Source organism: Saprospiraceae bacterium (genome assembly GCA_016713025.1).
Taxonomy (GTDB): domain Bacteria; phylum Bacteroidota; class Bacteroidia; order Chitinophagales; family Saprospiraceae; genus OLB9.
In genome coordinates this window covers 3,699,660-3,726,636 of record JADJPZ010000004.1, presented here as the reverse complement: position 1 = coordinate 3,726,636, position 26,977 = coordinate 3,699,660, and the positions used below count along the sequence as shown (strand labels likewise).

The window sequence follows — 26,977 nt, the reverse complement described above, 5'->3', positions numbered from 1 at the left end:
TGTATGAAAGGGATCAATATAATTGAAAAAATACCACACAAAGATTATATACTACTTTTTTCAAATAGGCACAATTCACTCACATTTAAAATTTTATTCTATGTTTCTCAGGCATCCCTCATATGAAAGCGTTAAATTTCATGGTAAGCCTCCAGGAGAGGAATTTTATTTATTCAAATCACTTAACCTCAAAGTAATGAAAAGTATTTTACAGACTTTTATAATGTTGCTCTTCCTTACTGGAGCACAAAATCTTTGGAGTCAGTGTAGTATCACATCTGCCACTGCAAGTGTTGTTTCTTGTCAAAATCAGGGAACAGACTCGCCGTCAGATGATGCTATCCAATTCAATCTAAATGTCGCGGCTACGTCGGGTAGTACGCAAGGATTTTGGATAGATGTCAGCGGAGGTACTACAGTGACACCACAACAAGGGACGTATGGGTCGGCATTTGCCGTGGTGCTGGGCAATGGCACTGCAGGCAGTGGTCAAAGCTACACACTTACAATTACTGACAAAACTGATTTGTCATGTCAACGTACAGTGGTAGTTGGTCCTCAGGCAAGTTGTAGCGCAGGATGTTCTACACCTGTACAGTTTATTTGTGATACGCCTGGAAATCCGGGACCACAAACCATAACGCTTACTGCACCTGGCGGATTGACAAATGTGCAATGGTTCAATGCTGCCAATGTCAATGTTGGGTCGGGACAATTAGTTGTCTCTACTACAACACCTGGAATGTCTGACGGATCAGAAGTATTTAGATACACAGCTACTGACGGAACGGGATGTTTAGTCAGCTTGTGTTGTCCTATTACGGTACAGACACGAGATTGCGGATATCTAGATTTGGCTCTGATAAAGCAAAAGAGTGATAATTTACCTGTTAGTATTGGACAAACCATTACTTTCAATATCCAGATATGCAATCAGGGTACAGACCCTGCAACAAGTGTGAGTTTGATTGACTATGTGCCAACTGGATTTACGTTTACTGCCAACAATGGTTGGACAGCTTCTGGAGCCAATGCAGTCAGAACACTCACGCCCGGTATGGGTTTACCAGCAGGAGGATTGCCAGCAGGATCATGTGTGACGATACCTATAGATATGGTAGTAAATAGTACAGTTAATCCTACCAATGTACTTAATATTGCAGAAATCACTGCCGGTACAGACTCAAGAGGGCGTACAAATGATGTCGATAGCACTCCAAACGACAGTCCATCAGATGATGCAGGTGGAGCAGTTGGAACCCCAAGTGATAATGTGCTCACTGGTGATGGAACAGGTACACCAGGTGGAACGGATCCAATATCTGATGAGGATGATCATGATCCGGCAACTGTTCGCATCGTGGACTTAGCCTTGATCAAAGAGATCATAACACCTGGGCCATACACCTATGGTCAAAATATAACATTTAGAATAACAGTAGCAAACCAAGGTAATGAAACAGCAACCAATATAATGGTATCTGATTATGTACCTGCTGGATTTGCTTTTAGTTCAAATAATGGATGGGCTGGTTCAGCACCATTAATCACCAGAACTATTCCAGGTCCATTGACACCGGGAGGTAGTACGACGGTAGATTTAGTGTTGTCCCTACAACCAAGTGCAACAGCAAATGCTTGGTTGAACGTAGCCGAAATCAGTTCATTTACAGATGTGGGTGGTAATGCTATTGGTCAGTTTGATATAGATAGTGATCCAGATCAAAGTCCAAATAATGATGCTGGAGGATTAGCAGGAAGCCCAGCGGATAATCATTTAAATGGTAATGGTACAGGTGCACCAAATAGTGGTACTGCAGCTACAGATGAAGACGACCAGGATCCAGCATTGGTAAATGTATTCGACCTTGCACTGAAAAAGGAATTGGTTACAGCAGGTCCATACACAAATGGACAGTTATTGACCTTCAATATTACAGTGTATAACCAAGGAAATGTAGGTGCAACCAATGTTGTAGTTACAGATTATATACCAAATGGATATACATTTGCAGCTAATAATGGTTGGACTGGATCACATCCTACGATTACCAATACCATACCAAGCTTAGCCGCTGGAGCAAGTATAGTAGTTCCGTTACAACTTACATTTATCACACCAGCATCAGGTACACCACCAAACTGGGTCAACCGAGCAGAAATATCTGCAGCTACGGGAGGTACAGATGCGGATAGTACACCAGATGCTATAGTAGGTAATGATAATCCAGTCAATCCAGGAGATCCTGATGACAATAATGTTGATGGCAATGGTCCAAGTCAAAATGAAGATGAGGATGATAGTGACCCAGCAGGGCCTCAAATAATAGATATTGCATTAGCAAAAACAACAGTTACAGCAGGTCCATACAGCTATGGTCAGGATATCACTTTCAATATAGCGGTGACCAATCAAGGTAGTGTAGCGTTACAGAACATAGATGTAACAGATTATATACCATGTGGATTTACTTATGTAAGTGGTAGTCAGGTTTGGGCTGTAGCTGGATCTAATGCAGTGACAAGAATAGCTGGACCATTGGCTTCTGGAGCGAGCGTAAATCTAACGATTACACTTAAATTGCAACCATGTTCAACTCCAAACGCATATTTAAATTATGCAGAAGTAAGTTACATGGAAAACACATCTGGAACCAACGTAAGTACAGCAGATATCGATAGCGATGCTGACAATACAAATGGAAATGACTCAGGAGGTCAAGCAGATTCACCAGCAGATGACTTCATCAATGGTAATGGTACGGGAACTCCTGGAAGTGGTGTAGCCGCTACAGATGAGGATGACCATGACCCAGAATTAGTGCCTGTTTTTGATTTAGCATTGACCAAAGTATTAAATACAGCGGCACCATATACTTATGGACAGACGCACAATTTTACCATTACCGTATTTAATCAAGGAAATGTAACAGCGACGGATATAGTTGTAAATGATTATATACCAGCTGGTTATACTTTTGCATCAAATAATGGTTGGACGGGCAGTGCTCCTACGATTACTCGTACCATAGCAGGACCTTTAGCTCCAGGTGCAAGTATGACGTTGAACCTAGATTTGGTATTGACCAGAATCACGACAACAACTACTAATAAATCTTGGGTAAATTATTCGGAAATAGCATCTGCAGAAGACGGGGCTGGAAATCCAGCTGTTGATGCTGATAGTACACCAGGTAGCAATGGTACAAATGAGAATAACATTTTACCTGACGGCCCGGGAGATAATGATACTGCAAGTACGACAGATACTGGTGTAGGCAGTCAAGATGATCATGACCCAGCTGGGCCGAAAATCTTTGACTTAGCCCTTCGCAAGACGAAATTGACAGCTACTCCTAGCTATAGTTATGGTCAAGCAGTAATGTATCAGATCGAGGTGTTCAATCAAGGTAATATTCCTGCAACGAATATCCAAGTTACTGATTATCTTCCTTGTGGATTAGAGTTTGTGGCATCAGCAGCAAATGCAGGTTGGACTTTATCCGGAAGCCAAGTGACTAGAACATTTACAGGTACTCTTAATCCTGGTCAGTCGACCACAATGACGATAGACCTTATTGTCAGGGAGTGTTACACTAACTTGAACAATGCATGGACAAATTTTGCAGAAATTTCAAGAGCTGATGACACAGATCCTGCTACTTCAACCTTACCTACAGATATAGATAGCACACCAGATGGTACCAATGGTAATGATCCTGGTGGCGTTCCTGATTTTGGAGGAGTAATTAGTGGAACTGATGACACCATCAATAATGAAAATAGTGACGAGGATGACCACGATCCTGTAAAGATAGAAGTATTCGACTTGGCACTGAGGAAGGTATTAACTACAGCAGCACCTTATACTTGGGGACAAGCCTTGACTTTCAATGTAGAAGTACATAACCAAGGAAATGTTACTGCGACCAATATCATAGTAAGTGATTATATACCTGCAGGATATACCTTTGCAGACAATAATTTATGGACAGGTGGTCCAACAGTAGCTACCAGAACAATATCTGGACCTATAGCTCCAGGAGCAAGTGTGTCAATACCATTAGTTTTAACTCTTCAACAAAATGGAGCCGGCGGTTCAGCGTGGAATAACTATGCTGAAGTGACATCTGCCCAAGATGATAGAGGGAACAATAGAGGTGATGATGCTGATAGTGTGGCTGATGGAATTCAAAATAATGATAACCCAGTTCAACCTGGTGATCCGGATGATAACAACATATTAGGTGGTGGTCCTAATGCCAATCCTGATGAGGATGAGGATGATCATGACCCGGCTGCGCCAAGAATAGTAGACATCGCACTTAGAAAAACAACGGCTACACCTGGCCCTTACAGATACGGAGATGTTGTAAGCTTCAATGTGGAAGTGATCAATCAAGGTAATGTAGCCCTTACAGACATTGATGTAGTGGATTATATACCATGTGGATTTGAATATGTTGGTGGAAGCCAAACTTGGACATTAAATGGTACTCAAGCACAAACTAATATTGCAGGGGTGCTTAATCCAGGGGCATCGACAACGATAAGAATCGATTTACGAGTAAAACCTTGTGCAACACCAAATGCATGGCTAAACTATGCTGAGGTTAGAAACATGGAAGATACACAAGGAAATAGCCTGAATGGAGCTGATATAGACAGTACACCTGACAATACCAATGGTAATGATGATGGAGGCTCTCCAGATAGTGCTAATGATGACTTTGTAGATGGTAATGGTAAAGCCACTGGTGGAGCACCAGGCGATGCTGCTACATCTACTGATGAAGATGATCATGATCCTGAGTTGATTCAAGTATTTGACTTAGCTTTAAGGAAAACTTTGGCAACAGCCGGACCACATACTTATGGTCAGCCTTTGACCTTCAATATTGAAGTAATCAACCAGGGTAATACTACGGCAAGTAATATAGTCGTGAGTGACTACATACCAGCAGGTTATAGCTTCTCTGGAGCTGCTAATCCTGATTGGAGTGGTGCTGCACCAACTGTAACTAGAACTATTCCAGGTTCATTGGCTGCAGGTGCTTCTACAACCATTTCTATTGTTTTAACTTTAGAAATGTCATCTGGCTTAACAGCTTGGGATAACTTTGCAGAAATCACAACTGCAACTGATGGTAGCGGAAACCCTGTCACTGATGCAGATAGTACACCTGATGGAAATTCAACTAATGACCGTGGTGGTGCCATAGGTACACCAGCTGATGATGCAGTATTAGGTAATGGTACTGGTACTGTAGGTGGAAATAATCCTTTAACTGACGAAGATGATCATGATGGAGCAAGACCTAGAATCGTGGATATCGCTTTAAGAAAGACAACAGTTACACCTGCTCCTTACAGATATGGAGATGTGGTGAGTTTCAATGTGGAGCTGACCAATCAAGGTAATGTAACATTATATGACATTGATGTGGTGGATTATATTCCATGCGGCTTTACATACGTGAATGGCAGTCAACCATGGACAGTGAGTGGAATGCAAGCAACAACGATGTGTGCGGGTTCATTAGCACCTGGTCTATCAAAAACGATCAGAATCGATCTTAGAGCTCAAGCATGTGCACAGCCTAATGCATGGACCAACTACGCTGAGGTCAGAGCAATGGAAGATGAAGCAGGAACTAATATTGGCAATCAAGATATCGATAGTGATCCGGATAGCAATAATACAAACGATGCTGGTGGACAGCCAGAAAGTCCAGCAGATGACTTTATAGGTGGTAATGGTACTGGACCAGTAGGTGGTGGTACCGCAGCTACTGACGAAGACGATCACGATCCTGAATTTATACCAGTATTTGATCTTGCATTACGTAAGACATTGGTTACTACAGCACCATATACTTATGGACAACAACATGTATATAACATCGAAGTATTTAACCAAGGAAATGTAGATGCATACAATATAGTTGTAAATGACTATATACCAGTAGGATATACTTTCAATGGTGCATTGAATGCAGGATGGACTTTAGCGGGAAGTACTGCAACGCGTACTATAGCAGGACCTTTGGCTCCAGGTTTAAGTACTACTGTACAGATTTCATTAACCTACAGTATGACAGATGGTGGTACAAGAGATTGGATCAACTATGCGGAGATTGGTTCTGCAGACAATGACCAAAATCCTTCAAATACGCCGCCTGTAGATGCAGACAGTACCCCAGGTAGCAATACACCTACTGAAAATACAGTGACACCAGGAAGCCCTGATGATAATAATATCAATGGCGGTGGACCGACAGTAGGGCAAGATGAAGATGATCATGATCCGGCAGGACCTGCTTTCTACGACGTAGCACTTAGAAAAACTACGACTGCAGTAGGACCATTCAGTTATGGACAGGTCGTGAAGTTTGATATAGAAGTATTGAATCAAGGTAATCTTCCGGTTAGAAACGTTAGAGTAGTTGATTATATTCCTACAGGTTTTACTGGTTCAGCTTTAGGTGCAAATTTCCCTACTTGGACTTTTGGACCAAATAGTGCCACTACAACTATACCATTGACATTACAGCCAGGTCAAAGTACCACGGTAAGTATTTATTTACAAGTACAACCGACAACAAACTTTACAACCGGATGGGATAATTATGCAGAAGTATATCAGTTTGAAGATCTTTCTGGAAATAATGTAGGAAATCAGGATGTGGATAGTGATCCAGATACTAGTCCGACTAACGATCCAGGTGGACAGCCTGATAGTCCTGCAGATGATTTTGTAGATGGTAATGGTACGGGCACACCAGGTGACGGAGCACCTTCCACAGATGAGGATGATCATGATCCAGAGCGAATCGAGATTATAGATCTTGCATTAAGAAAGACTTTAGTGACAGCAGGACCATACGCTTATGGTGACTTACTTCAGTTCAACATTGAGGTATTCAACCAAGGAAATGAGCCAATGCGTAATACACGTATAACAGATTATATACCAGCAGGATATACATTCAGCGCAGGAGATAACCCGGGTTGGACAGCAGCAGGATCTAATGCAACATATATACTTACAGGTCCATTAGCACCAGCAACAAGTCAGATGATCAGTATCAGACTGAGAATACAGCAAACAACCGGTGGTGAAAAACATTGGATCAATTATGCTGAAATCACTGATACTTACAACGATGACTTAGCACCGAGAAACAATTGGGATATTGATAGTAATCCAGCAAGTAATGGACCTGCAGAAAATGCAGTAGAACCAGGATTCCCAGCGGATGATAATATCACCAGTATGGATAAAGGTGGAGAAGAAGATGACCACGACCCAGCGGGTATTGAAATCTTTGACTTAGCATTGATGATTGTGGACGATACAGATATCCTTGCCAATTATGGAGACAATGTAGTACATACGATCACTGTAACTAATCAAGGAAGCATCACTTCCAATGGATTCGATGTAACTGTACATGTGCCTTCAGGATATACATTTAGTACTTCTAATAATCCAGGTTGGGTAAACAATGGAAATGGTACAGTGACTTATGTATCACCAGAAGTTCTGACACCAGGTGAGACGGTCAATTACACATTGAATCTTACAGCAAGACCTACCAAGACAGACGTAAATGGCTGGTTGGTTTATGCTGAAATCAGCAGAGACAACAGTGTTTATTCTGCGGTAACCCAAGATATCGATAGTAGACCAGACAATAATAGAACAAATGACTCAGGCGGTGCTGTTGGTACCACTTCAGATGATGTACTTACCGGAATAGGTAGAGATAGAAACGGAAACATGACAGGAACATTTGGAAGCACCACAGCTGCTACAGATGAAGATGATCATGATCCTACGACGATCAGAGTATTTGATATGGCATTGTACAAGCAATTGGTTACTACTGCGCCATACCAGTATGGAGATGTACACGAATTCAGAGTATGTGTAGTGAATCAAGGTAATTCAGTCATGCAAAATGTTCAGATTACAGATTACCTGCCAACGGGTTACACATTTGCAGCAGGAAATGCAGGCAATGCAGGATGGGCTGTCTCAGGAAGTAATCTAGTAAGGACCATAGCAGGACCAGTAGATTTGTGTGATACATTGTGTGTAAGTTTATTCTTGAATTTCAATATGACCACAGGTGGTAGAAATCACTGGATCAATTACAGTGAAATCACAAGAATGGAAGACCTTACAGGTACAGTTAGAGATGACGTAGATAGTAGACCAGGTAGTGATGGACCAGATGAGAGAGCAGTGTACCCAGGAGGTCCTGCTGATGACAATACGACAAGTACTAATGAAGGAGGTGAAGAAGATGACCATGACCCTGCCGGGCCAAAAGTATTTGACTTAGCATTGTTTATGGTCAATAATACAGATATTCTTTCCAGCTATGGAGATAATGTAGTACAAACGATCACTGTAACCAATCAAGGTAATATACCAAGTAATGGATTTGATGTAACAGTATATGTACCTGCGGGCTATACATTCAGTACAAGCAATAATCCAGGCTGGGTAAATAATGGAAACGGAACAGTAACTTATGTTTCAAGTGCAGTATTGGCACCAGGGCAAACGTTACAATATACTCTTAATCTTACAGCAGTACCTACCAAAGCTGAAGATGGATGGTTGGTATATGCAGAGATTAGCAGAGACAATAGTGCGGATCCATTGGCAACAGTAGATATTGATAGCCGTCCAGATGTTATTAGAAATAATGATGCAGGTGGAGCAGTCAATTCACCAAGTGACAATGTAGTCACAGGTGTAGGAGTTAATAAGCTTGGCGTAGTACAGGCACCATTCAAGAGCAATGTAGCTGCAACAGACGAAGACGATCATGACCCTACAGTGATCAGAGTGTTTGATATGGCATTATACAAATCATTGAAGACAGCTGGCCCATACAGATATGGCCAAGTGTTAGACTTTGATGTTTGTGTTGTCAATCAAGGTAATCAAATCATGACTGATGTACGTTTGATAGATTATTTACCAGCAGGATTCCAATATGTGGCTGCAAACAATGCACCAGGAGTTTGGACGGTTTCAGGAAGTAATTTAACGGCCAATGTAGCAGGACCAATTGCAGTGTGCGATACTATTTGTGTGCCATTAAGACTTACAGTCAGACAGACCACAGGTGGTGAGAAAAATTGGATCAACTATTCAGAAATCACCAGTATGGAGGATGAGACTGGCACTCCAAGACCGGATGTGGACAGTACACCAGGTAGTGACCGTCCTGACGAGAGAGATGTAGAGCCTGGAGATCCGGATGATAACAACATCTCTGGTGGTGGACCAAAGCCAAATCCAGATGAAGACGAAGATGATCACGATCCGGCTGGAATAGAGATATATGATTTAGCACAAAGAAAGACAACGACAGCAACAGGACCATTCAGATATGGAGATATTGTTAAGTTTACTTACACAGTGTTTAATCAGGGTAGTATTCAGGCTAGCGGTATAGACTTAGTAGATTATATACCATGCGGAATGAAATATGTAGCGGCAAGTAACAACGCATTAGGTTGGACCTACAATGCCACTACAGGAAATGCATCCATTACCTTACCAGGTTCATTGATACCGGGAGCAAGCAGAACGATAGACATCTATCTGCAAGTACAACCATGTATAGTAGGAAGTACTCGTGCTTGGACAAACATAGGTGAGATTACAGGTGGAGACAGCGATGATCCAAGTGAACCACCAACAGATATAGATAGCACACCAGATACCAATCCTAATAATGATCCAGGTGGACAACCTGATACTCCAAACGATGATGAGGTGACAGAGGATCCAAATCTACCTCCGGGAGATGATGAAGATGATCATGATCCTGAAAGATTGGAGATCGTTGACTTAGCGTTGAGAAAACGTATGGTTACAGCAGGACCATACAAATATGGTCAGATCATAGACTTTGATATCGATGTATTCAATCAAGGAAATGTGACCATGACGGATATCGAAGTGGTAGACTATATACCAGCAGGATTTACTTACGACCCAGCAATCAATGCAGGATGGTCAGGAGCATATCCTGCAGTATTTAGAATAATTCCTGGCCCATTAGCACCGGAGGCAAGCACCACAGTAAGACTTAGACTTAAGTTAGTACAAACCAATGGCGGCGGACGAGTCTATACTAATGGTGCAGAGATCACCGGAATGGAGGATACAGGTGGAAATCCACGTGATAATGATGATGCAGACAGCACACCGGATAATAACCCGAATAACGACAATCCAGTCAATCCGGGTGATCCAAATGATGATGTAGTGGACGAAAGTCCTAATGATCCGAATAGTCCAGGTGATGATGATGAAGATGATAGTGACCCTGCGGGACCTAAAGTCTTTGACCTTGCACTTAGAAAAGTGCAATTGACAGCATTGCCTAGCTTTAGCTATGGTCAGAATGTACAATTTGGAATTTCTATTTTCAATCAAGGAAATATAGATGCTAAGGATATAGTTATTATCGATACACTTCCATGTGGATTAGAGTATATCTCTACACCTGCCAACACAGCAGCAGGATGGGTATACAATGCAGCTACAAGAGAAGTACGTACCACATACAGCAGTGTACTAGCAGCAGGAGCAAGTGTTCAGCTTACTTTAGATAACAGAGTTATACCTTGTTACACTAATGTAGGAAAAGCATGGACCAACTGGGCAGAGATCGAATCAGCTAATGACAATGATCCATCTACACCTACTCCACCAGTAGATATAGATAGTACACCAGATGGCAATAACAATAATGATCCGGGAGGACAACCGAATACACCACAAGATGATGAGATCAATGGTGATCCGAACAATCCTAATAACCCTGGAGCACCACAAGATGAGGACGACCATGATCCTAATCAGATACAAGTGTTTGACTTGGCATTGCGTAAGACGGTAGATAACAGAGGTCCATATATGATTGGTGAGACAGCGACATTTAGAATAAAAGTATTCAATCAAGGTAATGTTCCTGCTCGAAATATAGTAATCAATGACTAGATGAGAAGCGGATTTACATTCAATGCAGTGTCAAATGCAGGATGGAGCTTAATTACGGCCCCTACAGCATCGGCTGATGGCTTATTGAATTACACCATTACAAGTGTCTTGATGCCAGGAGATAGTATCACCATACCATTAAACTTAGTCGTAGCTTTGGATGCAAATCCAGCAGTGAAAGACTGGTGGAATTATGCTGAAATCAGATCATCACAAGATAATGTTGGTAACAACAGAAATGATGATGCAGACAGTGTAGGTAATACAAATTCACCACGTGAAAACGAAGTAGAGCCAGACGGACCATGGGATAATGTCATCAATGGTAACGGACCAAACTTCAACCAAGATGAAGACGATCACGATCCTGAAAAAGTGATCGTAGTAGGAGGTCTTGGAGATACAGTTTGGAAAGACCTAGATGGTGATGGTATTCAGGATCCGGGAGAACCAGGAGTAGCTAATGTAATTGCAACGCTTACAGATTGTAGAGGTAATGTTTTACAGACTACTACAACTGATGCCACAGGATTCTATTTCTTCAATAACTTGATCCCTGGAGATTATCAGGTACAGTTTAATATTAGTAATTTACCAAGAGGATGTGCATTTACATTCCAGAATCAAGGTGCTAATGACAGACTTGATAGTGATGTAGATCTTAACGGATTAGGACCATGTACCAATATCACAGGTGGAGAGTTCGATAGTACTTATGATGCAGGTTTATTGATACTTGCAGCCATTGGAGACTTTGTATGGCATGACCTTAATGGTAATGGACAGCAAAATGCAGGTGAGCCAGGAATAGCTGGAGTTCAAGTGAATCTTTACAAAGGTGACGGCTCATACGTAGGTACTACATACACAGATATCAATGGATATTACTTGTTTGACTTCTTGTATCCAGGCAACTACTACCTTGAGTTCATAGATCCTGCTGGATTTGAACAGACCTTCTTCAATAGAGGAAGTGATGTAACAGACAGTGATGTAGATAGATCAAATGGACCACGTACTACTGCCACAACATATCTGGCTCCGGGAGAGAGAGATATGACATGGGATGCAGGATATTACAAGTGTATACCTATCGGAGACTTAGTATGGTATGATATCAACAAAAATGATATCTGGAATACTAATGAAAACGGTATCAATGGATTGAAGGTGAACTTGTGGAGAAATCACTTCGGAACATGGTTGATCTGGGATTTCAAATATACTGGACATAAACCTGGTACTCCGTCTGATGATGGCTACTGGAAGTTCTGTGCTCCTCCGGGCGAGTACTATGTAGAAGTGATCATGCCTCCATTGGGACTGGTAAGAGCACGAGCAAACGTAGGTACCAATGAGGAAAATGATAGTGATATCACTAATGCCAACGGACCTACTACCACTGATAAGTTTACAGTCTTGTCTGGTCAGGAGAAATGTGATCTTGGTGCAGGTTTCTATCCGATGGCCCAAGCAGGTAACCTGGTGTGGAGAGATGCCAATGTCAATGGTATCCAGGAAAGTAATGAACCAAAAGTGGAAGGAGTGAAAGTCGAAGCAATAGAAAAAGCAACAGGAAAAGTTGCTGCCACAACCGTTACAGATTCTGATGGTACTTACAACATCAACTATCTGGAACAACAGGCCTACTATTTGCGGTTTTCACCACCTGCTGGCTATGGTGCCACATTACCTAGACGAGCTTCAGATGACATGGATAGTGATGTGGATCACAGTAATGGCTCAAATACAACCAGAACAATTGAGTTTACTTCAGGTAAAATCAATGAAAACATTGATATGGGTATTGCCTTTGGGGTACTGCCTGTAGATTGGCTGGATGTAAATGCACGACGTGTCAATAATGTCCATGAAATTACCTGGAGTACTGCCAAAGAAGTGAATGCAAGTCACTATGAGGTAGAAAGGAGGATGGAATCAGATGCTGAATTTAAATTGATACCTGGAAAGGTTCCTGCTAAAGGCAACACAACAGATGTGAGCAACTATAGTTTGAACGATCAGGATGTGGAAAAACCAGGAGTGTATGTATATAGAGTGAAGCAGACAGATTTTGATGGACAATATACATATAGCAAAATGGTAAGTGTAAATCATAGCGGCACATTATCAGTGAGTCTGTACCCTAACCCTGCTAAAGAAGAGACAAATATAAATGTCATGGTGGGACAAGACTCAAAGGTTGAGATTGAGTTGTTTGACAGTGCGAGTAAGCTCATTGCTTCTATCAAACCTTCTGATGCACAGAAAGCTGGAGAAACGATGTACAATCTTAAACTGAATGATGTACCTGCAGGTGTTTACAACGTAGTGATCACCATCAACGGGCAAGCAATTCAGAAAAAGCTGATCAGACTCGAGTAATTATTATTTTGTAATAAAGTTTAAAGGGGTATCATTTTCGGATGATGCCCCTTTTTTTCTGAAGTGATTTGATCCAAATCTAAAAAGGGTAGGGCAGATAGGAAAGTCAGGGATTGTCGTAATAGATTTTCATTTTAAGTTTTTATGCAACTATTTAGGTCATTGCCCTGTAGGGGCAAAATATTAGTAACGACGGGTAAAGCCCGTCGTTAAAAGAATGGAACTCTTAGTTTTGGCGCTATTTTTGCCTGAAAGTTGCAAAAATCGTGACAAAAACTATTCATTTGACTAAGCACCTAAACAGTTACGTTTTTATTCAATTATTTGTACATTGTTAAACTACACAGACTTACCGGTTGATTGGAAACTGTTGGGTTAACTCAACAGTTGTGACCCTAATTAACCTATACATTTCTCTTCAACTAGGAAAAAATATCAGGTTATCCGGTTTATTACATTTTGATGAAAGTGTATTTGACTTTGATTTATGAAGGTGGTAAAGTAAAATTTTGTTAAAACAAAATGCTTTCTTTTTTATTATCTCCACGGCGATAGCCTGAAACTAATTGTATTACATTACATTTGCGGGACTAAACAGCGAAAATACATGCAAAAAGAGTGGCGATTTGAGATCTTAAGCTGGATGTTTATACTGATATTCTGTTCAATGATCATGATTCCTGTTTATTTGAAATGTGGAGAAAATTACCCTTTTTATCTTTCAAATATCACGTCTATTTTCCTGTTCTTATGGTTTACCAGGTGGCTGTTTTTGTGGAAATTTGTGCCATATTCGAGATCAAAATGGGTCAAATGGATCTTAATTTTCTTACCGATCGCCATTTTTATGTATCTCGTGGGGAGCATGTATGATTTTCAGAAATTCATAGACGAAGAAGGCACCATCAGCTTTCTGAGAGGATCATCTGATATGAGAGATTATGATTTCGGCAGATTTATAAAATATCAGTTCATCTTCTTTTGCACCGGAGCTATTGTAACCACAGTGCTTTTGCCCATGAGGATGATCATATCTTTCTGGCGTATTATCAACACACCTGACAGGGTTTGATTTTTTCAACAACAAATTAAACATCACAAGTTATGTCATTGATCAATGAATTTAATGATTACAGAGCCAAAATGAATGACAGAATATTGGCCCAGGACAATAAAGTGCTGAAAAGATTTTTTAGCCTGGACAATCAGACTTATCAGGACGGGGCACTTTCAGAAAAAGTAAAAGAGCTTTTGGGCCTTGTAGCTTCTATGGTCCTGAGATGTGATGACTGTATCAAATACCATTTGGGCACTTGCCATGATCTGGGTGTCACTACCGAAGAGATTTATGAAGTTTTTTCTGTGGCCAATCTTGTAGGTGGATCCATATGTATTCCTCATACGCGCAGAGCAGCTGAATATTGGGATGAGTTGTTGCACTCAAAAAATGGTTGATTTTTTATCTTGTCACGAGATTCTTGCCCAGTCTTTATACTGATGTTTCAATCTGGAGACTTCTTGTCTGATGTTTTCATGTATAGTTTTTTCGAGTTTCGGATCATCTTCTATGATGTGCAGTGCAAAGTTGCGGGCTGTATCCATGATAGCCCTGTCAGTGCCGATATTTAAAAGCTTGAAGTCCAGCAAGCCGCTTTGCTGAGTGCCTTGTATATCACCGGGTCCTCTCAGTTTCAAATCCACTTCAGCTATTTCAAATCCATTGTTGGTTCTTACCATAGTATTGATGCGTTCTTTGCCTTCCTTTGATATTTTGTAATCTGTCATCAGGATACAATAAGACTGGTCAGCACCTCGACCTACGCGTCCTCTCAGCTGATGTAGCTGGGACAATCCAAAACGCTCCGTATTTTCTATGACCATCACACTGGCATTGGGAACATTTACACCTACTTCTATCACCGTTGTTGCTACCATGATCTGAGTGGTTTTCTTGATAAATCGTTGCATTTCCCAATCTTTGTCTGCCGATTTCATGCGACCGTGTACGACACTTATCTGAAAATCTGGCTGAGGAAAATACTGCAGCAACCGTTCATATCCATCATTAAGGTTTTGTAGATCAAGTTTTTCTGATTCTTCTATCAAAGGATAGACGATGTATATCTGCCGGCCTTTGGCTATTTCGCTATGTAAAAACTGTATAAGCTGTGGCCTTGCGGTTTCATATTTGTGTATGGTTTTGATTTCTTTCCGGCCCGGTGGCAGCTCATCTATGACAGACACATCCAGATCGCCATACAGTGTCATGGCAAGCGTCCTGGGTATCGGGGTTGCTGTCATCACCAGAATATGAGGTGCAAGGGCATCATTTTTTTTCCACAATCTGGCTCGTTGTGCCACGCCGAATCTATGTTGTTCGTCCACTACAGCAAAGCCGAGGTGTTTGAAGACAACGTGCTCCTCTATCAATGCGTGTGTGCCAATGATGATATTGACCTTACCTTCCTTCAGTTCTTCCAGGATGGTAGCCCTTTTTTTACCTTTCACACTTCCGGACAAAAAAGCAATGCCTATATCCATACCTTGCAGTAATCCCGAAATCGATTCAAAATGTTGCTGAGCCAGGATTTCAGTCGGTGCCATGAGGCAGGACTGAAATCCATTGTCAAGTGCTATCAACATGGACAATAATGCCACGATTGTCTTACCACTACCTACATCGCCCTGGAGGAGCCGATTCATCTGCACAGGTTTACCCATATCTGCTCTTATTTCTTTGATCACTTTTTTTTGTGCATTTGTCAGTTCGTAGGGTAGTTTATCATTGTAAAAGGTGTTGAAATAATGCCCTATTGTGGCAAACGGAGCACTACGGTACTTATATTTTCTGTATATTTTGCTGAGCAACAGGCGCACCTGAACAAAAAAGAATTCTTCAAATTTTATTCTGTTGACAGCCAATTCCTTTTCTCTTTCATTGGAAGGGAAATGTATCCATTTTAAAGTATTGTAGGCTGAGCTGATCTTCAGTTTTTCGAGGATATAAGGTGGAAGCGTTTCCGATACATCCTTTTCCTCAATAGTTACCAACAGGCTGTTGATAATCTTTCTTCTGGTTTTGCTGTCCAGGCCTTTGGCATCCATTTTTTCAGTACTGGGATAAACAGGGTCAAACGTAGATGTCAGATGTATAGCAGACTCAGATACCAGCTCCATCTCAGGGTGAACCATGGACTTATTTCCATTAAAGACATTTACCTTGCCGTAGATGATATATTCTTCGCCTTCTTTCAGACTCTTTTCCAACCAAGTGACTCCCTGAAACCAGACCAATTCCAAAAACCCCGAACTGTCCTTAAATGTTCCGGTAATACGGGACCTGTTGGTTTTTCCTTTTATCTTCTCAACAGAGACTAAAGTTCCTTTAAGCTGGATGTTGTCACCTTCTGCTTTTACATCTTTGATCAGGTGAAATTTGGTACGATCTATATATCTGAATGGAAATGTATACAGCAGATTTCTGACCGTATGTATGTTAAGTTCTTTTCTGAAAGTTTCACCACGGGATGGGCCGATACCTTTGACGTATTCTATGGGTGTGTCCAGTATATTTAGATGATTAGGCAAATTATCCGTGTATTGATTCGATTACTAAATGCAAAAATATTAAATTTGTGACACTTTAATAAAAATAATGGATAGTAAGAGACAAGCACAGGTTGGAGAATTAATCAAAAGAAATTTTGCCCCGGTCTTTCAGGAGCACGGGATTTATATATATGGACAAGGATTTGTAAGTGTCACATCAGTAAAGGTGACACCTGATCTGTCACAAGCAAAAGTATATTTGAGCGTCTTTAATGTTGCTGACAGAGACGAAGCCCTGCGCAAGATCAACAATCATACCCACGTACTGAAACAGGCACTTGCTGCGCGCATAAAAAATCAATTAAGAAGAATCCCTCAGATTCATTTTTATTTTGACGAGACCATCGACGAAATGTATCGTGTAGATGCACTATTTAAAGAGATCAAAACGATGTATCCGCCTTCGGTTCAGGAGGAGGAGTGAGGAAGTTTAGCCTTTTTTTGTTTTGCTGATGAGTCTACGTCGAAAACAAATGTTTTAAAATTATCAAACATATTCACCCTTGCTCTAAATGGGGTTCTTGCGCTTCGATTTTCATAATTGGGAGGTCGTCCTTTCAGGGAATGAGGGTTGAAGGAAGGAAATATAAGCTTTTCTTGCTCCTTCCCTATGCTTAATCGGCGGGTAGCCCTTAAGGAAAACCATTGATTATCAAATGAGTAGAAACTAATATTTTGAACGTATTCTTTCCAGATACTTTCAAAAGTGGACTCAAGTTTGTAAAATTCCAAAACATTCTGGTTTTTAGAATTTCATTTAGCTTTTTTTTCGGGACTCATTTGTCAAAAGACAATATCTTCAAAAATAAAACTGCAAACCTAATTGACTGACTATCAGCATCATTAGTTAGTACAACAACCAATTGTTTTTCTTTCAACATATAAATCAATGATTTAAGTCATATAGTTGTATATTTATTATCATGATTGATACTAATTCAGATCATTTTTTGGTACCCAATAACTCTCTAATCTTGTGTCATAATTCGATAACAACAAAAATATTCAGAATGAAAATCTTAAAAACAACCACAAAGTATATCCTTACAGCAGCAGTTTTATTATCGCTTAGTGTGATAGCCTTTTCACAAACTAAATATTCTGCCAAAGCTGTAAACATGTCTGTATCGGGTACATCGACCATGCACGATTGGGTGATGAAATCTACTGCCGGAGATTGCAGTGCCACCTTTACTGTTGATGCTACAGGTAAAGTTACAGATCTTTCAGCAATGACTTTAACTGTATCATCCAAAGCACTCAAGAGTGGTAAGGATGCCATGGACAAAAACGCCTACAAAGCACTCAAGGCTGATAAAAATCCTTCTATCACTGCAACTTTGAAAAGTGCTGAAGTCACCACCAAAGACAATAAGACATACACCATAAAAAGTGTTATAAAATTAACCATCGCAGGAAAAACACTGGAAACTGACCTGATCACCACAGCCAAGAAGGTAAATGATACTTCCATTTCGGTCAAAGGCGAAAAAAAGCTAAGCATGAAAGAATACGGAATGGAGCCTCCATCATTTATGCTGGGTGCTGTAAAATCAGGCAATGATGTAGTCCTTGCTTTTGATGTAACATTAAACCAATAAAATTTTTTTAATAAAACAATATTCTTAATCTTTAAACAAAAACAATATGAAATCTTTAATTAATCTTTTCAGCTTTTTAGTTGTAACAATGTTTGTTACCAGTTTGTCGGCACAGATTCAGTATACCAGATTATATGATAAGACGGGATTGAACGTATTTGAGCCAAGTAAAACAGATGAAACACCATTTGATGGTTTTAAAATTAGAATTGGTGGTTCTTTTACACAAGATTATCAGAATTTTACTGTCAAAAACAAAGCTAACTACGTTCGTACATCCAGTACAAATCCATTAAACAAGAATTATTTATATGGATATATCAAAGCAGAGGATACACTTTCTTCCAAACTTGCCGGTTTTAATCTTGCTATGGCAAATTTAAACTTCGATATTCAAATTGGCGATGGTATCAGAGTATTTCTTGAAAATTATATGTCTTCAAGGCACCATAGTGAATTTTGGGTAAAAGGAGGATTTATTCAGATAGATAAGCTACCAATGTTTAACAATCCAGAGTGGTTTACAAAATATCTTAGAGTAAAAATTGGACATTTCCAACCCAATTATGGTGACTTTCAATTCAGAAGAAGTGATGGAGGGAACACAATATTCAATCCTTTCACAGAAAATTTAATTCTTGATGCATTTACGACTGAAATTGGTGGTGAAGTTTATATCTTTCCTGCTGAAAATCTAATGTTGATGGGTGGTATGACTTCTGGATTTATAAGTGGGAATATCATTAAGCAACCTGATGCTGTTAATTCATCCGGAGTAGTTCCTACTAAAAGGAATCCATCACTTTTTGCTAAAATAGCTTATGATAAATCGTCTGAAGAACTCCGTTACAGACTTTCAGCTTCTGTATACCATAATTCAAATATACAACGAAATACTATGTTTGCAGGTGATAGAACAGGTTCACATTGGTTTGGAGTTATGGAGCCAGCAACTATCGGTGGATTGCCTATTTCAATTGGAACAAGTCCTTCCAACCCTGCAACCCAAGCAGGGCCAAATTTTGCTTCAGGTAGGTTTGATCCGGGAGTTGCAAACAGGTTGACAACATTCAATATAAGCCCATTTGTCAAATTTAAAGGACTGGAAGTACAAGGTGGAGTTGATGTATTGAAGGGATCTGTTTATCAAGATGTTGTCGAAACTTCGGGCAAAAAGGAATGGACAAAAAGATCTTGGAACCAATTTTATGCCGAAGCAATATATAGATTTTTGAAAAATGAGGAAGTATATATTGGCGCAAGATACGTCAACGCTAACGGTGAGCCAAATGGATTAAAATACGATGCATCTGATACAGGTAAAACCGCTAATTCTCAAGCAAAAGTGGGTATAAATAGATTTTCAGTAGGTGCAGGATATTTTGCAACCAAAAATATGTTATTGAAATTAGAATATACTAATCAGAAATATAAAGATTTTCCAAAAGCTGATTATAGGAATGAAGGAGAATTTTCCGGAGTTGTAATTGAAGCAGTAATCGGTTTCTAATACACAAATTGTTTGTTAGTATTGTTGATGATAAAAATTGATTAAGAGTTGGGTCGGGCTTCTTGTTCGACCCAACTCTTTTTTTATTTTAAGAAAAGTATAATTTTTATCAGGAACTTACAATGTGTAATCACTGTTGACGGCTCTTAGAAATATGAAACATATAAAAAGGACAACTTTGTGTGTATAACAAACTGCACAAATTCAAATTTTCTTCCTCCCTACCGCCCAATTGTCATAATAAAAGCGATGAATTCCCCTTTAAGGGGCAGGGGTAAGAAAAGCCAAATTACCTTCCCATTAACCTTCATTCCCTTTGGGACGACCTGCCCAATTCAACCATGTTTTTACCGCTAATTTAAAAAAACACTGTAAAAGTGCAATTTGGATACATAAGACTGTGTGTATAACATATTGCACAAATATTTAAATGGCCCGCTACCCTCATTCCCTAAAGAGCTTGTCAAGCTACGCTTGAGACGACCCACCCTTTACCACTCTTCAGGCATCTGATCTCCCCTTTAAGGGGCCTTCAGGGGTCGGGGGTAAATTGATGAAATATTCCATCTAGACACATTCTCAAAAGTGCAGTTTGCTCGTTTTCATTCTTATCCTAAAAGAAGTGCAATATGTTATACACACCATAAAACTACTTTTAAATTGCTCATCATTTTTATATTTTAATTATTTTTGCAGCATGTATAATATTCTCTTCTTCATAGTCATTGGGTATCTGCATGTACATGTATTCAGTCCCAAAGTAAAAGAATCAAATAGCGAATACTGGCAGATCAACGCTTCAAGCAGCCTGAGCGTAGATGGCAAGACCAATATCAATACTTTTAAGTGTGTGGTATCTTCTTATGGCAAAACGGATACATTAATTTGTGATTTAAACAGAGGTGGAAACACGCATTTTAAAATCAGGAGCATCATGGATATGCCTGTTTCCAATTTTGACTGCCACCATAAAATCATGACCAAAGATCTTCAAAAGACTTTGAAAATAAACCAATATCCCTTAATGTATATTGATATCAAGTCATTAAATGCATTGCCCGGTAATGCTTTGACTACAGGTAGTACAGGGGATGTCCACATCTCATTGGCGGGAACCAAGGTAAAGTATCAGATTCGCTTTACTGCAAAAAATCATCAGAATATGATCGAGTTCAAAGGTAACAAAACTATCTTATTTACCGATTTCGGCTTAACACCACCCAGTAAATTGGGAGGTACTATCAAAGTGAAAAACGAACTTGAAGTAGAAGTAAGATTACATCTGCGAAAAGTAGGCTAAGGTAAGATGTACGTATAATGAAGTGGTTTGCTTAAATAACCCCTTTCTGACAGGTCAGGCAGGCAGACCCGACTCCTAAAGTATGACTGAACGGTTGAAAAGTAAATCGAATGCTAAAAGCATGAGATAGGGAAGGAACCGCATCCCACTGGATTGCAACGTCTCAGATTCTATATGAAATTGAGGTAAATTGGTGGGTCGTCCTTTTAGGAATTAAGCCTACCTGACAAGGCACGCAGGCAGGGGTAAAGAGGGGCTTTTATTAATTGCTGTAATTTGTAAAATACACATTTTAGAAGTACTTCATTTTGGAGTGAGTTTATCTCTTCCCTTTCCAGCAGAAAAAGATACCCGCTACTGAACTCTGAAAAAAGCCATAAACCAGCCATGTTATTACCATCTGAAATTCCACATCCATGGCTGAGTAAGTGATCCAAAGTATTGGAACAAGGGCCACGAACGCATACACCAGGCCAAACTCTATTCCCGCTTTCAGGATATTGCCTGTAAAATATTTTCCAAATCTATTCCAGAATACAGACAAGGCAATAGCCAGGATAAAAGGATGCATATAAAAATACGTATCTCTGCTGCCATCTGAATTAAACACGGGATTGATATAGTCAATAAAAAATGATGGATACAAACGAATGGCCACAAAAAGGCCTCCATAACTGAATATAAAAATCGCAGTTCCTGCAATCATAGTATTGATAAAAATTTCCCTTGCGTGACGCTTGAATCTGTTGATCCAGACTTCAGCTTCTTCTATAGGTGCGTGATGATCTAACATGTTGCTTATTATTTTATAAAAGGTAAATTTAAATAAATTTATATAAAAGATATCTTTTCAATCATCTTTAAATTTGATGGCTTGGTCTAATTTCATCTGTTTATTTTTATTTGATTTTTATTGTCAGATGGAATTGATAACTTATCTCCAACTTGGTGTTATCGAACTTACGTTTCGCATGAAAATAATCATCAAGGTTTGTGTACCACAAAGATGGTTCATACTCATTTCATTTGAAAAGTGGCGTTAAAATCATAATTTTACATCGATTAATCTCCATCCTGGTGTAGCAGTGAGGAGGTTTGAAGTTTTTCTTTACATTTATTTTTTGATCATAACTGGTAAATTTTATTAATGAAAGTCCTTTTAGCTTCTATTGGAACCCGAGGTGACATGGAACCATTCTTAGCCTTAGGTGAAAAACTTCGCTACGCAGGACATGATATTATGTATCTTTTTATAAAGACGATAAATGTCCTGATCCCAAATCACGTTAAAAACAAGCTTAGTGTTACCGCTTTGGATATACATAAACTTCGTCGTTACTTAAAATGAATACTATAGAATATGAATTTTTAGAAACCAATTTATTTTGAATGTATGCTGCTTACCCCATTTCAGAAACGACTTCATTCACTTCGGGTACCATACGCTTGAGCATGCCTTCGATGCCGGATTTCAGAGTGACAGTAGAAGAAGGGCATCCACTACATGCACCTTGCAATATCACTGTAACTACACCATCCTGAAATGACTTGAATTCGATATTACCACCATCCATTTCAACTGCAGGTTTGACATAGGTGTCTATCAGTTCCTTGATTTTTCTGACCAGTTCTCCCTGATCACCAGTGTAAATATGTTCATTGGCTTTCGCATCCATTTCGCTCATGGCTGCTTCAAATCCTTCGTGGATGATCGATTTTTCTACTGTGACATAAGATTTTATAAATTCTTTTAGCTGCAGCATGATGTCTTCCCAGGCATAGTTGAATTCTTTGGTGACGGTCACAAAATTATTGCATATATATACACCTTTGACATATGGAAATGCGTACAATGCCGCTGCCAGTTGTGACCATTCTTTTGCAAAAGATTCATCTTTAAAATCTGCCGTACCTCGATACAACATTTTATTGGTGACAAACTTGAGGGTTTCGGGATTTGGGGTTTGCTCTGTATATAACATTACTGGGCTCTTGACAGCTTCCATATTTTTATATTTTAGGATGATAAACACATCAGAAAAAGTATAGTTTAATACTTAGTGACAAAATTTATTTAGATTGAATAAAAATACAAATTAATATTCGAGTATCTAATAAATTGAAGATGCTTTCGGTGCTAAGTACGTTTAAATTTACTAAATTTGTGCTGTTAATAAAACTCACCAAATGAGCACGCATCAAATGTTCAAAAAAATCAATCAGGAAGAATGGATAGTAAATGCTAACGCAGATCTTAAAGGCAAAGTGCAAGCTGAAAATATCAAATACGATATAGAGGAAGGCTTGAGTTTCAGCCCTTTTATTACTCATCACGAAGTATTACAAAATCAATCCATTTCCGGGCCAAAAACTTTGGCAGGAGTAACAATCAAAGCTGAAAATGAAAAAATAGCCAATCAGAAAGCAAAGGAAATGCTTAGGAATGCTGCACAGGTTTTGACATTTGATGTATCTGAAGAGACCAACTTTGATCAACTTTTTGAAGGTATTTTTCTTGACATGATCACGATATTATTATTAACAGAAGATGCTTTGAGGATAAGGGCCATGATAGATAAATATATAACTGCAAATTACCAAAATAAAAAAACTGATGTCAGAATTGCAGATCAAAATAATGCCCTGCAGTTATCAGCAGACCTGAGTTTTGTGGAAAGGATGGCCAAAACCAAAGCATTCATAGATAACAAAAAAGATGATCAGATTATTTTCGTAGAACTTAAGAGGGACTTTTTGACGCAGATCAGTGAGTTGAGGGCAATCCGTATGCTATCGCTTTCCCAAAACAGTACAATTTTTATAGCTGCTATTGCAAATGATGATGCTTACAACAATACTGAGGTACATCCTATGATCATCATCAATTATCTGTTGATGTCTGCCTATCTCGGCATGAGTGATGCTGCTTTTGGCATCCCATATGGTGATGATGGTGAATCGGCCAGATTAAGCCTGAATATCCACAATGTTTTGAAGGAAGAAAGTGGTTTTGGGTTTGTAACAGATCCGACGGCTGGGGCATATATTATAGAAAAAATAACTCAGCAATTATTTAATGCTGCAACAACCTGAGTATACAACTGTCGGTAAAAATTGGTACTTAATCTAATTTCGCGTTATAATTTTGTTAAAACGGCCCTGTTTTTGATATCTTTGATTATAAATTGAGTTTTAAAGTTGATATTTGATTTTGTAAACAACTTTTAGTGTTATTTTACAATTCATTTATTCCACTCAGACATTTGGAAATAATCAGAATATTTAATGAGTTCAGAAAAAATAAGAAAGATGATATTTAGAAGTTCGTTAGTTATTACAGCTCTTTTGGGATTGTTTTTTATTAAAAATTTCGACCAGAAGCCACCCGTAAATGATAAAGAAGCTTTAATTCTGCAAGGAATTATGGAGACAACAAAATATGTACACTTGACTCCAAAGACCATAGACAACAGCTTTTCTGCTTTTGTTTACAAGACCTATCTTGACAGAATTGATTTTCAAAAAAGATTTTTAACACAACAAGATATCGACAAATTAAAAGTCTTCGAGCAGCAGATAGATGAGCAGACAAATAACAGAACTTTTGAGTTTTTTAATGCTTCATTGCCTATGTTGGATGCAGGTGTTCTGAAAGGTAAGAAGTTCTTTTCTGAAGTTATAGATCAACCAATGAATTTCAGCAAAGGCGATGTGATAGAAACGGATGCAGATAAAAGAACTTATGCAAAAAATGACAATGAGTTGAAGGCTCAATGGAAAAATATCATTCAGTTTGAAGTGATGAGCAAATGGTTTCAATTGATCAAAGATCAGGAAGGGAAGGAAAACAAAGAAGGGAACAAAACTGAAGAAGAACTCAAAGAAGATGCTGTCAAGGATGTTAAAAAAAGATTTACAGATTGGTTTGACAGAATAGCGAAACTCAGAAGAAGTGACCGTCTGGAAGTATACTTCGGTACCATCACTAATTACTATGACCCTCATACAGATTACTTCAGCCCTAAAGACAAACAGGATTTTGATATCAATATGGGCGGAAAATTGGAAGGAATAGGAGCTCGTCTGACCACTGAGGGTGATTATACCAAAGTTTTCAGTATCGTGGTTGGTGGTCCTGCCTGGAAAACCAAAAAGCTGGACGATAATGATGTGATACTTAAAGTAACACAAAAAGGCAAAGAGCCTGTAGATATTGCCGGGATGAGAGTGGATGATGTAGTACAGATGGTAAGAGGCAAAAAAGGTACTACCGTGATATTGACAGTCAGAAAAAAGGACAATTCAGTAGTGGATGTATCGATAGAGAGAGATGAAGTACAACTCGAAGACAATAAGGCAAAATCTGTTTTACTCAATATTCCTGGTAAAATTCAGAACATCGGATATATCAACCTTCCGAGTTTTTACTCTTCTTTTGAGACAGAAGGAGGCAATTCCTGCGCTGCAGATGTAGCTGAAGAAATCAAAAAACTCAAAGCACAGCAAGTCAACGGCATCATCCTAGATCTCAGAAATAATGGAGGTGGATCATTAAACGATGTGGTAGATATGAGTGGTTTGTTCATAGAGCAGGGACCTATAGTGCAGGTAAAAGGAAAAGAAAGCAAACCTTTTTTGCATGTTGATAAAGACAAAAGTGTGCTTTACACAGGTCCGCTTGTTATTATGGTCAATCAGTTTAGTGCATCAGCATCAGAAATTATCGCTGCTGCCATGCAGGATTATAACCGCGCTATCATTGTAGGAAGTAATTCTACTTTTGGCAAAGGTACTGTACAGAGATTTTACGATTTAGACAGGGGTATCAGTGGTTATGATGAGTTCAAACCTCTTGGTGCGGTCAAAATGACAACTCAGAAGTTCTACAGAATCAATGGTGGATCTACACAACTGAAAGGAGTAGTTCCGGATATTATTCTGCCTGATACTTATCACTATATCAAAACAGGGGAAAAAGATTATGACAATCCACTTGAATGGACACAAATTTCATCAGTTCCCCTTTCACAAAACGTAGTTTTGATAGAGAATAAACAGAAACTAATAGAAAACAGTAAAGGTAGAGTGGCTGAAAGTAAGGATTTTCAAATGGTACTTGAAAGTGCGCTCCAAATAAAGCAAATTAGAGACCAGACTAAATACCCGTTGAAAATCAATGATTACAGATCAATGATCAACAGGAAAAACGAAGAAAGTAAAAAATTTGACAATCTGTTCAAAAACGAAATTGCAGGATTGGATATTAAAAACCTTGTGGTCGATATGGCAAAAATAAATAGAGATGAATCTAATATTGCCAAAAATCAAGAATTTATCAAAGGACTAAAAAAAGACATTTATATCGAAGAAACCCTGTTTATCATCAGGGATCTGATAAATCTGGAAAAATCTTTTGTTGCACTGCAGCCAAATATCATAAAACAATAGCCCAATTGTACTTTGCGTGGGTAGACCCCTGTCGGGGAATGAGCCTGCCTGCGTCTTGGCAGGCAGGGTTGACTTGCTTGATAGGTTCC

At 39.2% G+C, this 26,977-nt stretch carries 15 protein-coding genes; 11 read left to right on the top strand and 4 right to left on the bottom strand.

Annotated elements, in window-relative coordinates; genetic code table 11:
- Positions 1 to 196 precede the first annotated feature (196 nt).
- From IPK35_22135 to IPK35_22120, 4 genes are all read left to right on the top strand, one after another.
- On the top strand, positions 197 to 11,035 hold the full coding sequence (locus tag IPK35_22135) for a DUF11 domain-containing protein (protein MBK8055892.1): 10,839 nt from the start codon (positions 197 to 199) through the stop codon (positions 11,033 to 11,035).
- Positions 11,036 to 13,420 carry a T9SS type A sorting domain-containing protein gene (locus IPK35_22130; GenBank protein ID MBK8055891.1) on the top strand — a complete coding sequence of 795 codons (2,385 nt, stop codon included), beginning with the start codon at positions 11,036 to 11,038 and terminating at the stop codon, positions 13,418 to 13,420.
- A 607-nt stretch (positions 13,421 to 14,027) separates the two neighbouring features.
- On the top strand, positions 14,028 to 14,492 hold the full coding sequence (locus IPK35_22125; protein MBK8055890.1) for a hypothetical protein: 465 nt from the start codon (positions 14,028 to 14,030) through the stop codon (positions 14,490 to 14,492).
- Between the two features lie 32 nt (positions 14,493 to 14,524).
- Positions 14,525 to 14,875, top strand: a complete 351-nt coding sequence (locus tag IPK35_22120; GenBank protein ID MBK8055889.1) for a carboxymuconolactone decarboxylase family protein — start codon at positions 14,525 to 14,527, stop codon at positions 14,873 to 14,875.
- A gap of 12 nt (positions 14,876 to 14,887) precedes the next feature.
- Here IPK35_22120 and recG read toward each other — a convergent pair whose 3' ends face one another.
- A complete protein-coding gene (recG, locus tag IPK35_22115) occupies positions 14,888 to 17,008 on the bottom strand; it encodes an ATP-dependent DNA helicase RecG (GenBank protein MBK8055888.1) in 2,121 nt (706 codons plus the stop codon).
- 67 nt (positions 17,009 to 17,075) lie between these two features.
- Between recG and rbfA the strand changes: the two genes are divergently transcribed.
- Positions 17,076 to 17,453, top strand: a complete 378-nt coding sequence (gene rbfA / locus IPK35_22110) for a 30S ribosome-binding factor RbfA (protein MBK8055887.1) — start codon at positions 17,076 to 17,078, stop codon at positions 17,451 to 17,453.
- On the opposite strand, the gene IPK35_22105 is transcribed toward rbfA, so the two are convergent.
- Positions 17,438 to 17,761: a hypothetical protein gene (locus IPK35_22105; GenBank protein ID MBK8055886.1), complete on the bottom strand. Its 324-nt coding sequence runs from the start codon at positions 17,759 to 17,761 to the stop codon at positions 17,438 to 17,440. The two genes, rbfA and IPK35_22105, sit on opposite strands and share 16 nt — an antisense overlap.
- 278 nt (positions 17,762 to 18,039) lie before the next feature.
- Between IPK35_22105 and IPK35_22100 the strand changes: the two genes are divergently transcribed.
- The 3 genes from IPK35_22100 to IPK35_22090 all read left to right on the top strand — a co-directional run bounded on the left by IPK35_22100 (position 18,040) and on the right by IPK35_22090 (position 21,440).
- Entirely contained in the window at positions 18,040 to 18,630 is a 591-nt protein-coding gene (locus IPK35_22100) for a YceI family protein (protein MBK8055885.1), read from the top strand.
- Positions 18,631 to 18,676: 46 nt separating this feature from the next.
- A complete protein-coding gene (locus IPK35_22095) occupies positions 18,677 to 20,140 on the top strand; it encodes a hypothetical protein (protein MBK8055884.1) in 1,464 nt (487 codons plus the stop codon).
- A 697-nt stretch (positions 20,141 to 20,837) separates the two neighbouring features.
- Positions 20,838 to 21,440, top strand: a complete 603-nt coding sequence (locus tag IPK35_22090; GenBank protein MBK8055883.1) for a YceI family protein — start codon at positions 20,838 to 20,840, stop codon at positions 21,438 to 21,440.
- A 319-nt stretch (positions 21,441 to 21,759) separates the two neighbouring features.
- Here the strand turns inward: IPK35_22090 and IPK35_22085 are convergent, their stop codons facing one another.
- Complete coding sequence (locus IPK35_22085; GenBank protein ID MBK8055882.1) at positions 21,760 to 22,146, bottom strand: hypothetical protein; 387 nt, start codon at positions 22,144 to 22,146, stop codon at positions 21,760 to 21,762.
- Between the two features lie 441 nt (positions 22,147 to 22,587).
- On the opposite strand from IPK35_22085, the gene IPK35_22080 reads away from it, so the two are divergent.
- A complete protein-coding gene (locus IPK35_22080; GenBank protein MBK8055881.1) occupies positions 22,588 to 22,788 on the top strand; it encodes a glycosyltransferase in 201 nt (66 codons plus the stop codon).
- A gap of 52 nt (positions 22,789 to 22,840) precedes the next feature.
- Here the strand turns inward: IPK35_22080 and IPK35_22075 are convergent, their stop codons facing one another.
- Positions 22,841 to 23,446 carry a NifU family protein gene (locus tag IPK35_22075; GenBank protein MBK8055880.1) on the bottom strand — a complete coding sequence of 202 codons (606 nt, stop codon included), beginning with the start codon at positions 23,444 to 23,446 and terminating at the stop codon, positions 22,841 to 22,843.
- 181 nt (positions 23,447 to 23,627) lie between these two features.
- Here IPK35_22075 and IPK35_22070 point away from each other — a divergent pair, with 181 nt between their 5' ends.
- Both IPK35_22070 and IPK35_22065 read left to right on the top strand, forming a co-directional pair.
- Positions 23,628 to 24,533: a hypothetical protein gene (locus tag IPK35_22070; GenBank protein ID MBK8055879.1), complete on the top strand. Its 906-nt coding sequence runs from the start codon at positions 23,628 to 23,630 to the stop codon at positions 24,531 to 24,533.
- Positions 24,534 to 24,725: 192 nt separating this feature from the next.
- Complete coding sequence (locus tag IPK35_22065; GenBank protein MBK8055878.1) at positions 24,726 to 26,888, top strand: carboxy terminal-processing peptidase; 2,163 nt, start codon at positions 24,726 to 24,728, stop codon at positions 26,886 to 26,888.
- Positions 26,889 to 26,977 lie beyond the last annotated feature (89 nt).

Bases quoted from the DNA above. Each gene is read 5' to 3' on its own strand.
- IPK35_22085 (MBK8055882.1), bottom strand. From the start codon at position 22,146: ATGATTGCAGGAACTGCGATTTTTATATTCAGTTATGGAGGCCTTTTT.
- IPK35_22065 (MBK8055878.1), top strand. From the start codon at position 24,726: ATGAGTTCAGAAAAAATAAGAAAGATGATATTTAGAAGTTCGTTAGTT.
- IPK35_22075 (MBK8055880.1), bottom strand. From the start codon at position 23,446: ATGGAAGCTGTCAAGAGCCCAGTAATGTTATATACAGAGCAAACCCCA.
- IPK35_22135 (MBK8055892.1), top strand. From the start codon at position 197: ATGAAAAGTATTTTACAGACTTTTATAATGTTGCTCTTCCTTACTGGA.
- IPK35_22090 (MBK8055883.1), top strand. From the start codon at position 20,838: ATGTATAATATTCTCTTCTTCATAGTCATTGGGTATCTGCATGTACAT.
- IPK35_22070 (MBK8055879.1), top strand. From the start codon at position 23,628: ATGAGCACGCATCAAATGTTCAAAAAAATCAATCAGGAAGAATGGATA.
- IPK35_22100 (MBK8055885.1), top strand. From the start codon at position 18,040: ATGAAAATCTTAAAAACAACCACAAAGTATATCCTTACAGCAGCAGTT.
- IPK35_22095 (MBK8055884.1), top strand. From the start codon at position 18,677: ATGAAATCTTTAATTAATCTTTTCAGCTTTTTAGTTGTAACAATGTTT.
- IPK35_22080 (MBK8055881.1), top strand. From the start codon at position 22,588: ATGAAAGTCCTTTTAGCTTCTATTGGAACCCGAGGTGACATGGAACCA.
- IPK35_22130 (MBK8055891.1), top strand. From the start codon at position 11,036: ATGAGAAGCGGATTTACATTCAATGCAGTGTCAAATGCAGGATGGAGC.
- rbfA (MBK8055887.1), top strand. From the start codon at position 17,076: ATGGATAGTAAGAGACAAGCACAGGTTGGAGAATTAATCAAAAGAAAT.
- IPK35_22120 (MBK8055889.1), top strand. From the start codon at position 14,525: ATGTCATTGATCAATGAATTTAATGATTACAGAGCCAAAATGAATGAC.
- IPK35_22125 (MBK8055890.1), top strand. From the start codon at position 14,028: ATGCAAAAAGAGTGGCGATTTGAGATCTTAAGCTGGATGTTTATACTG.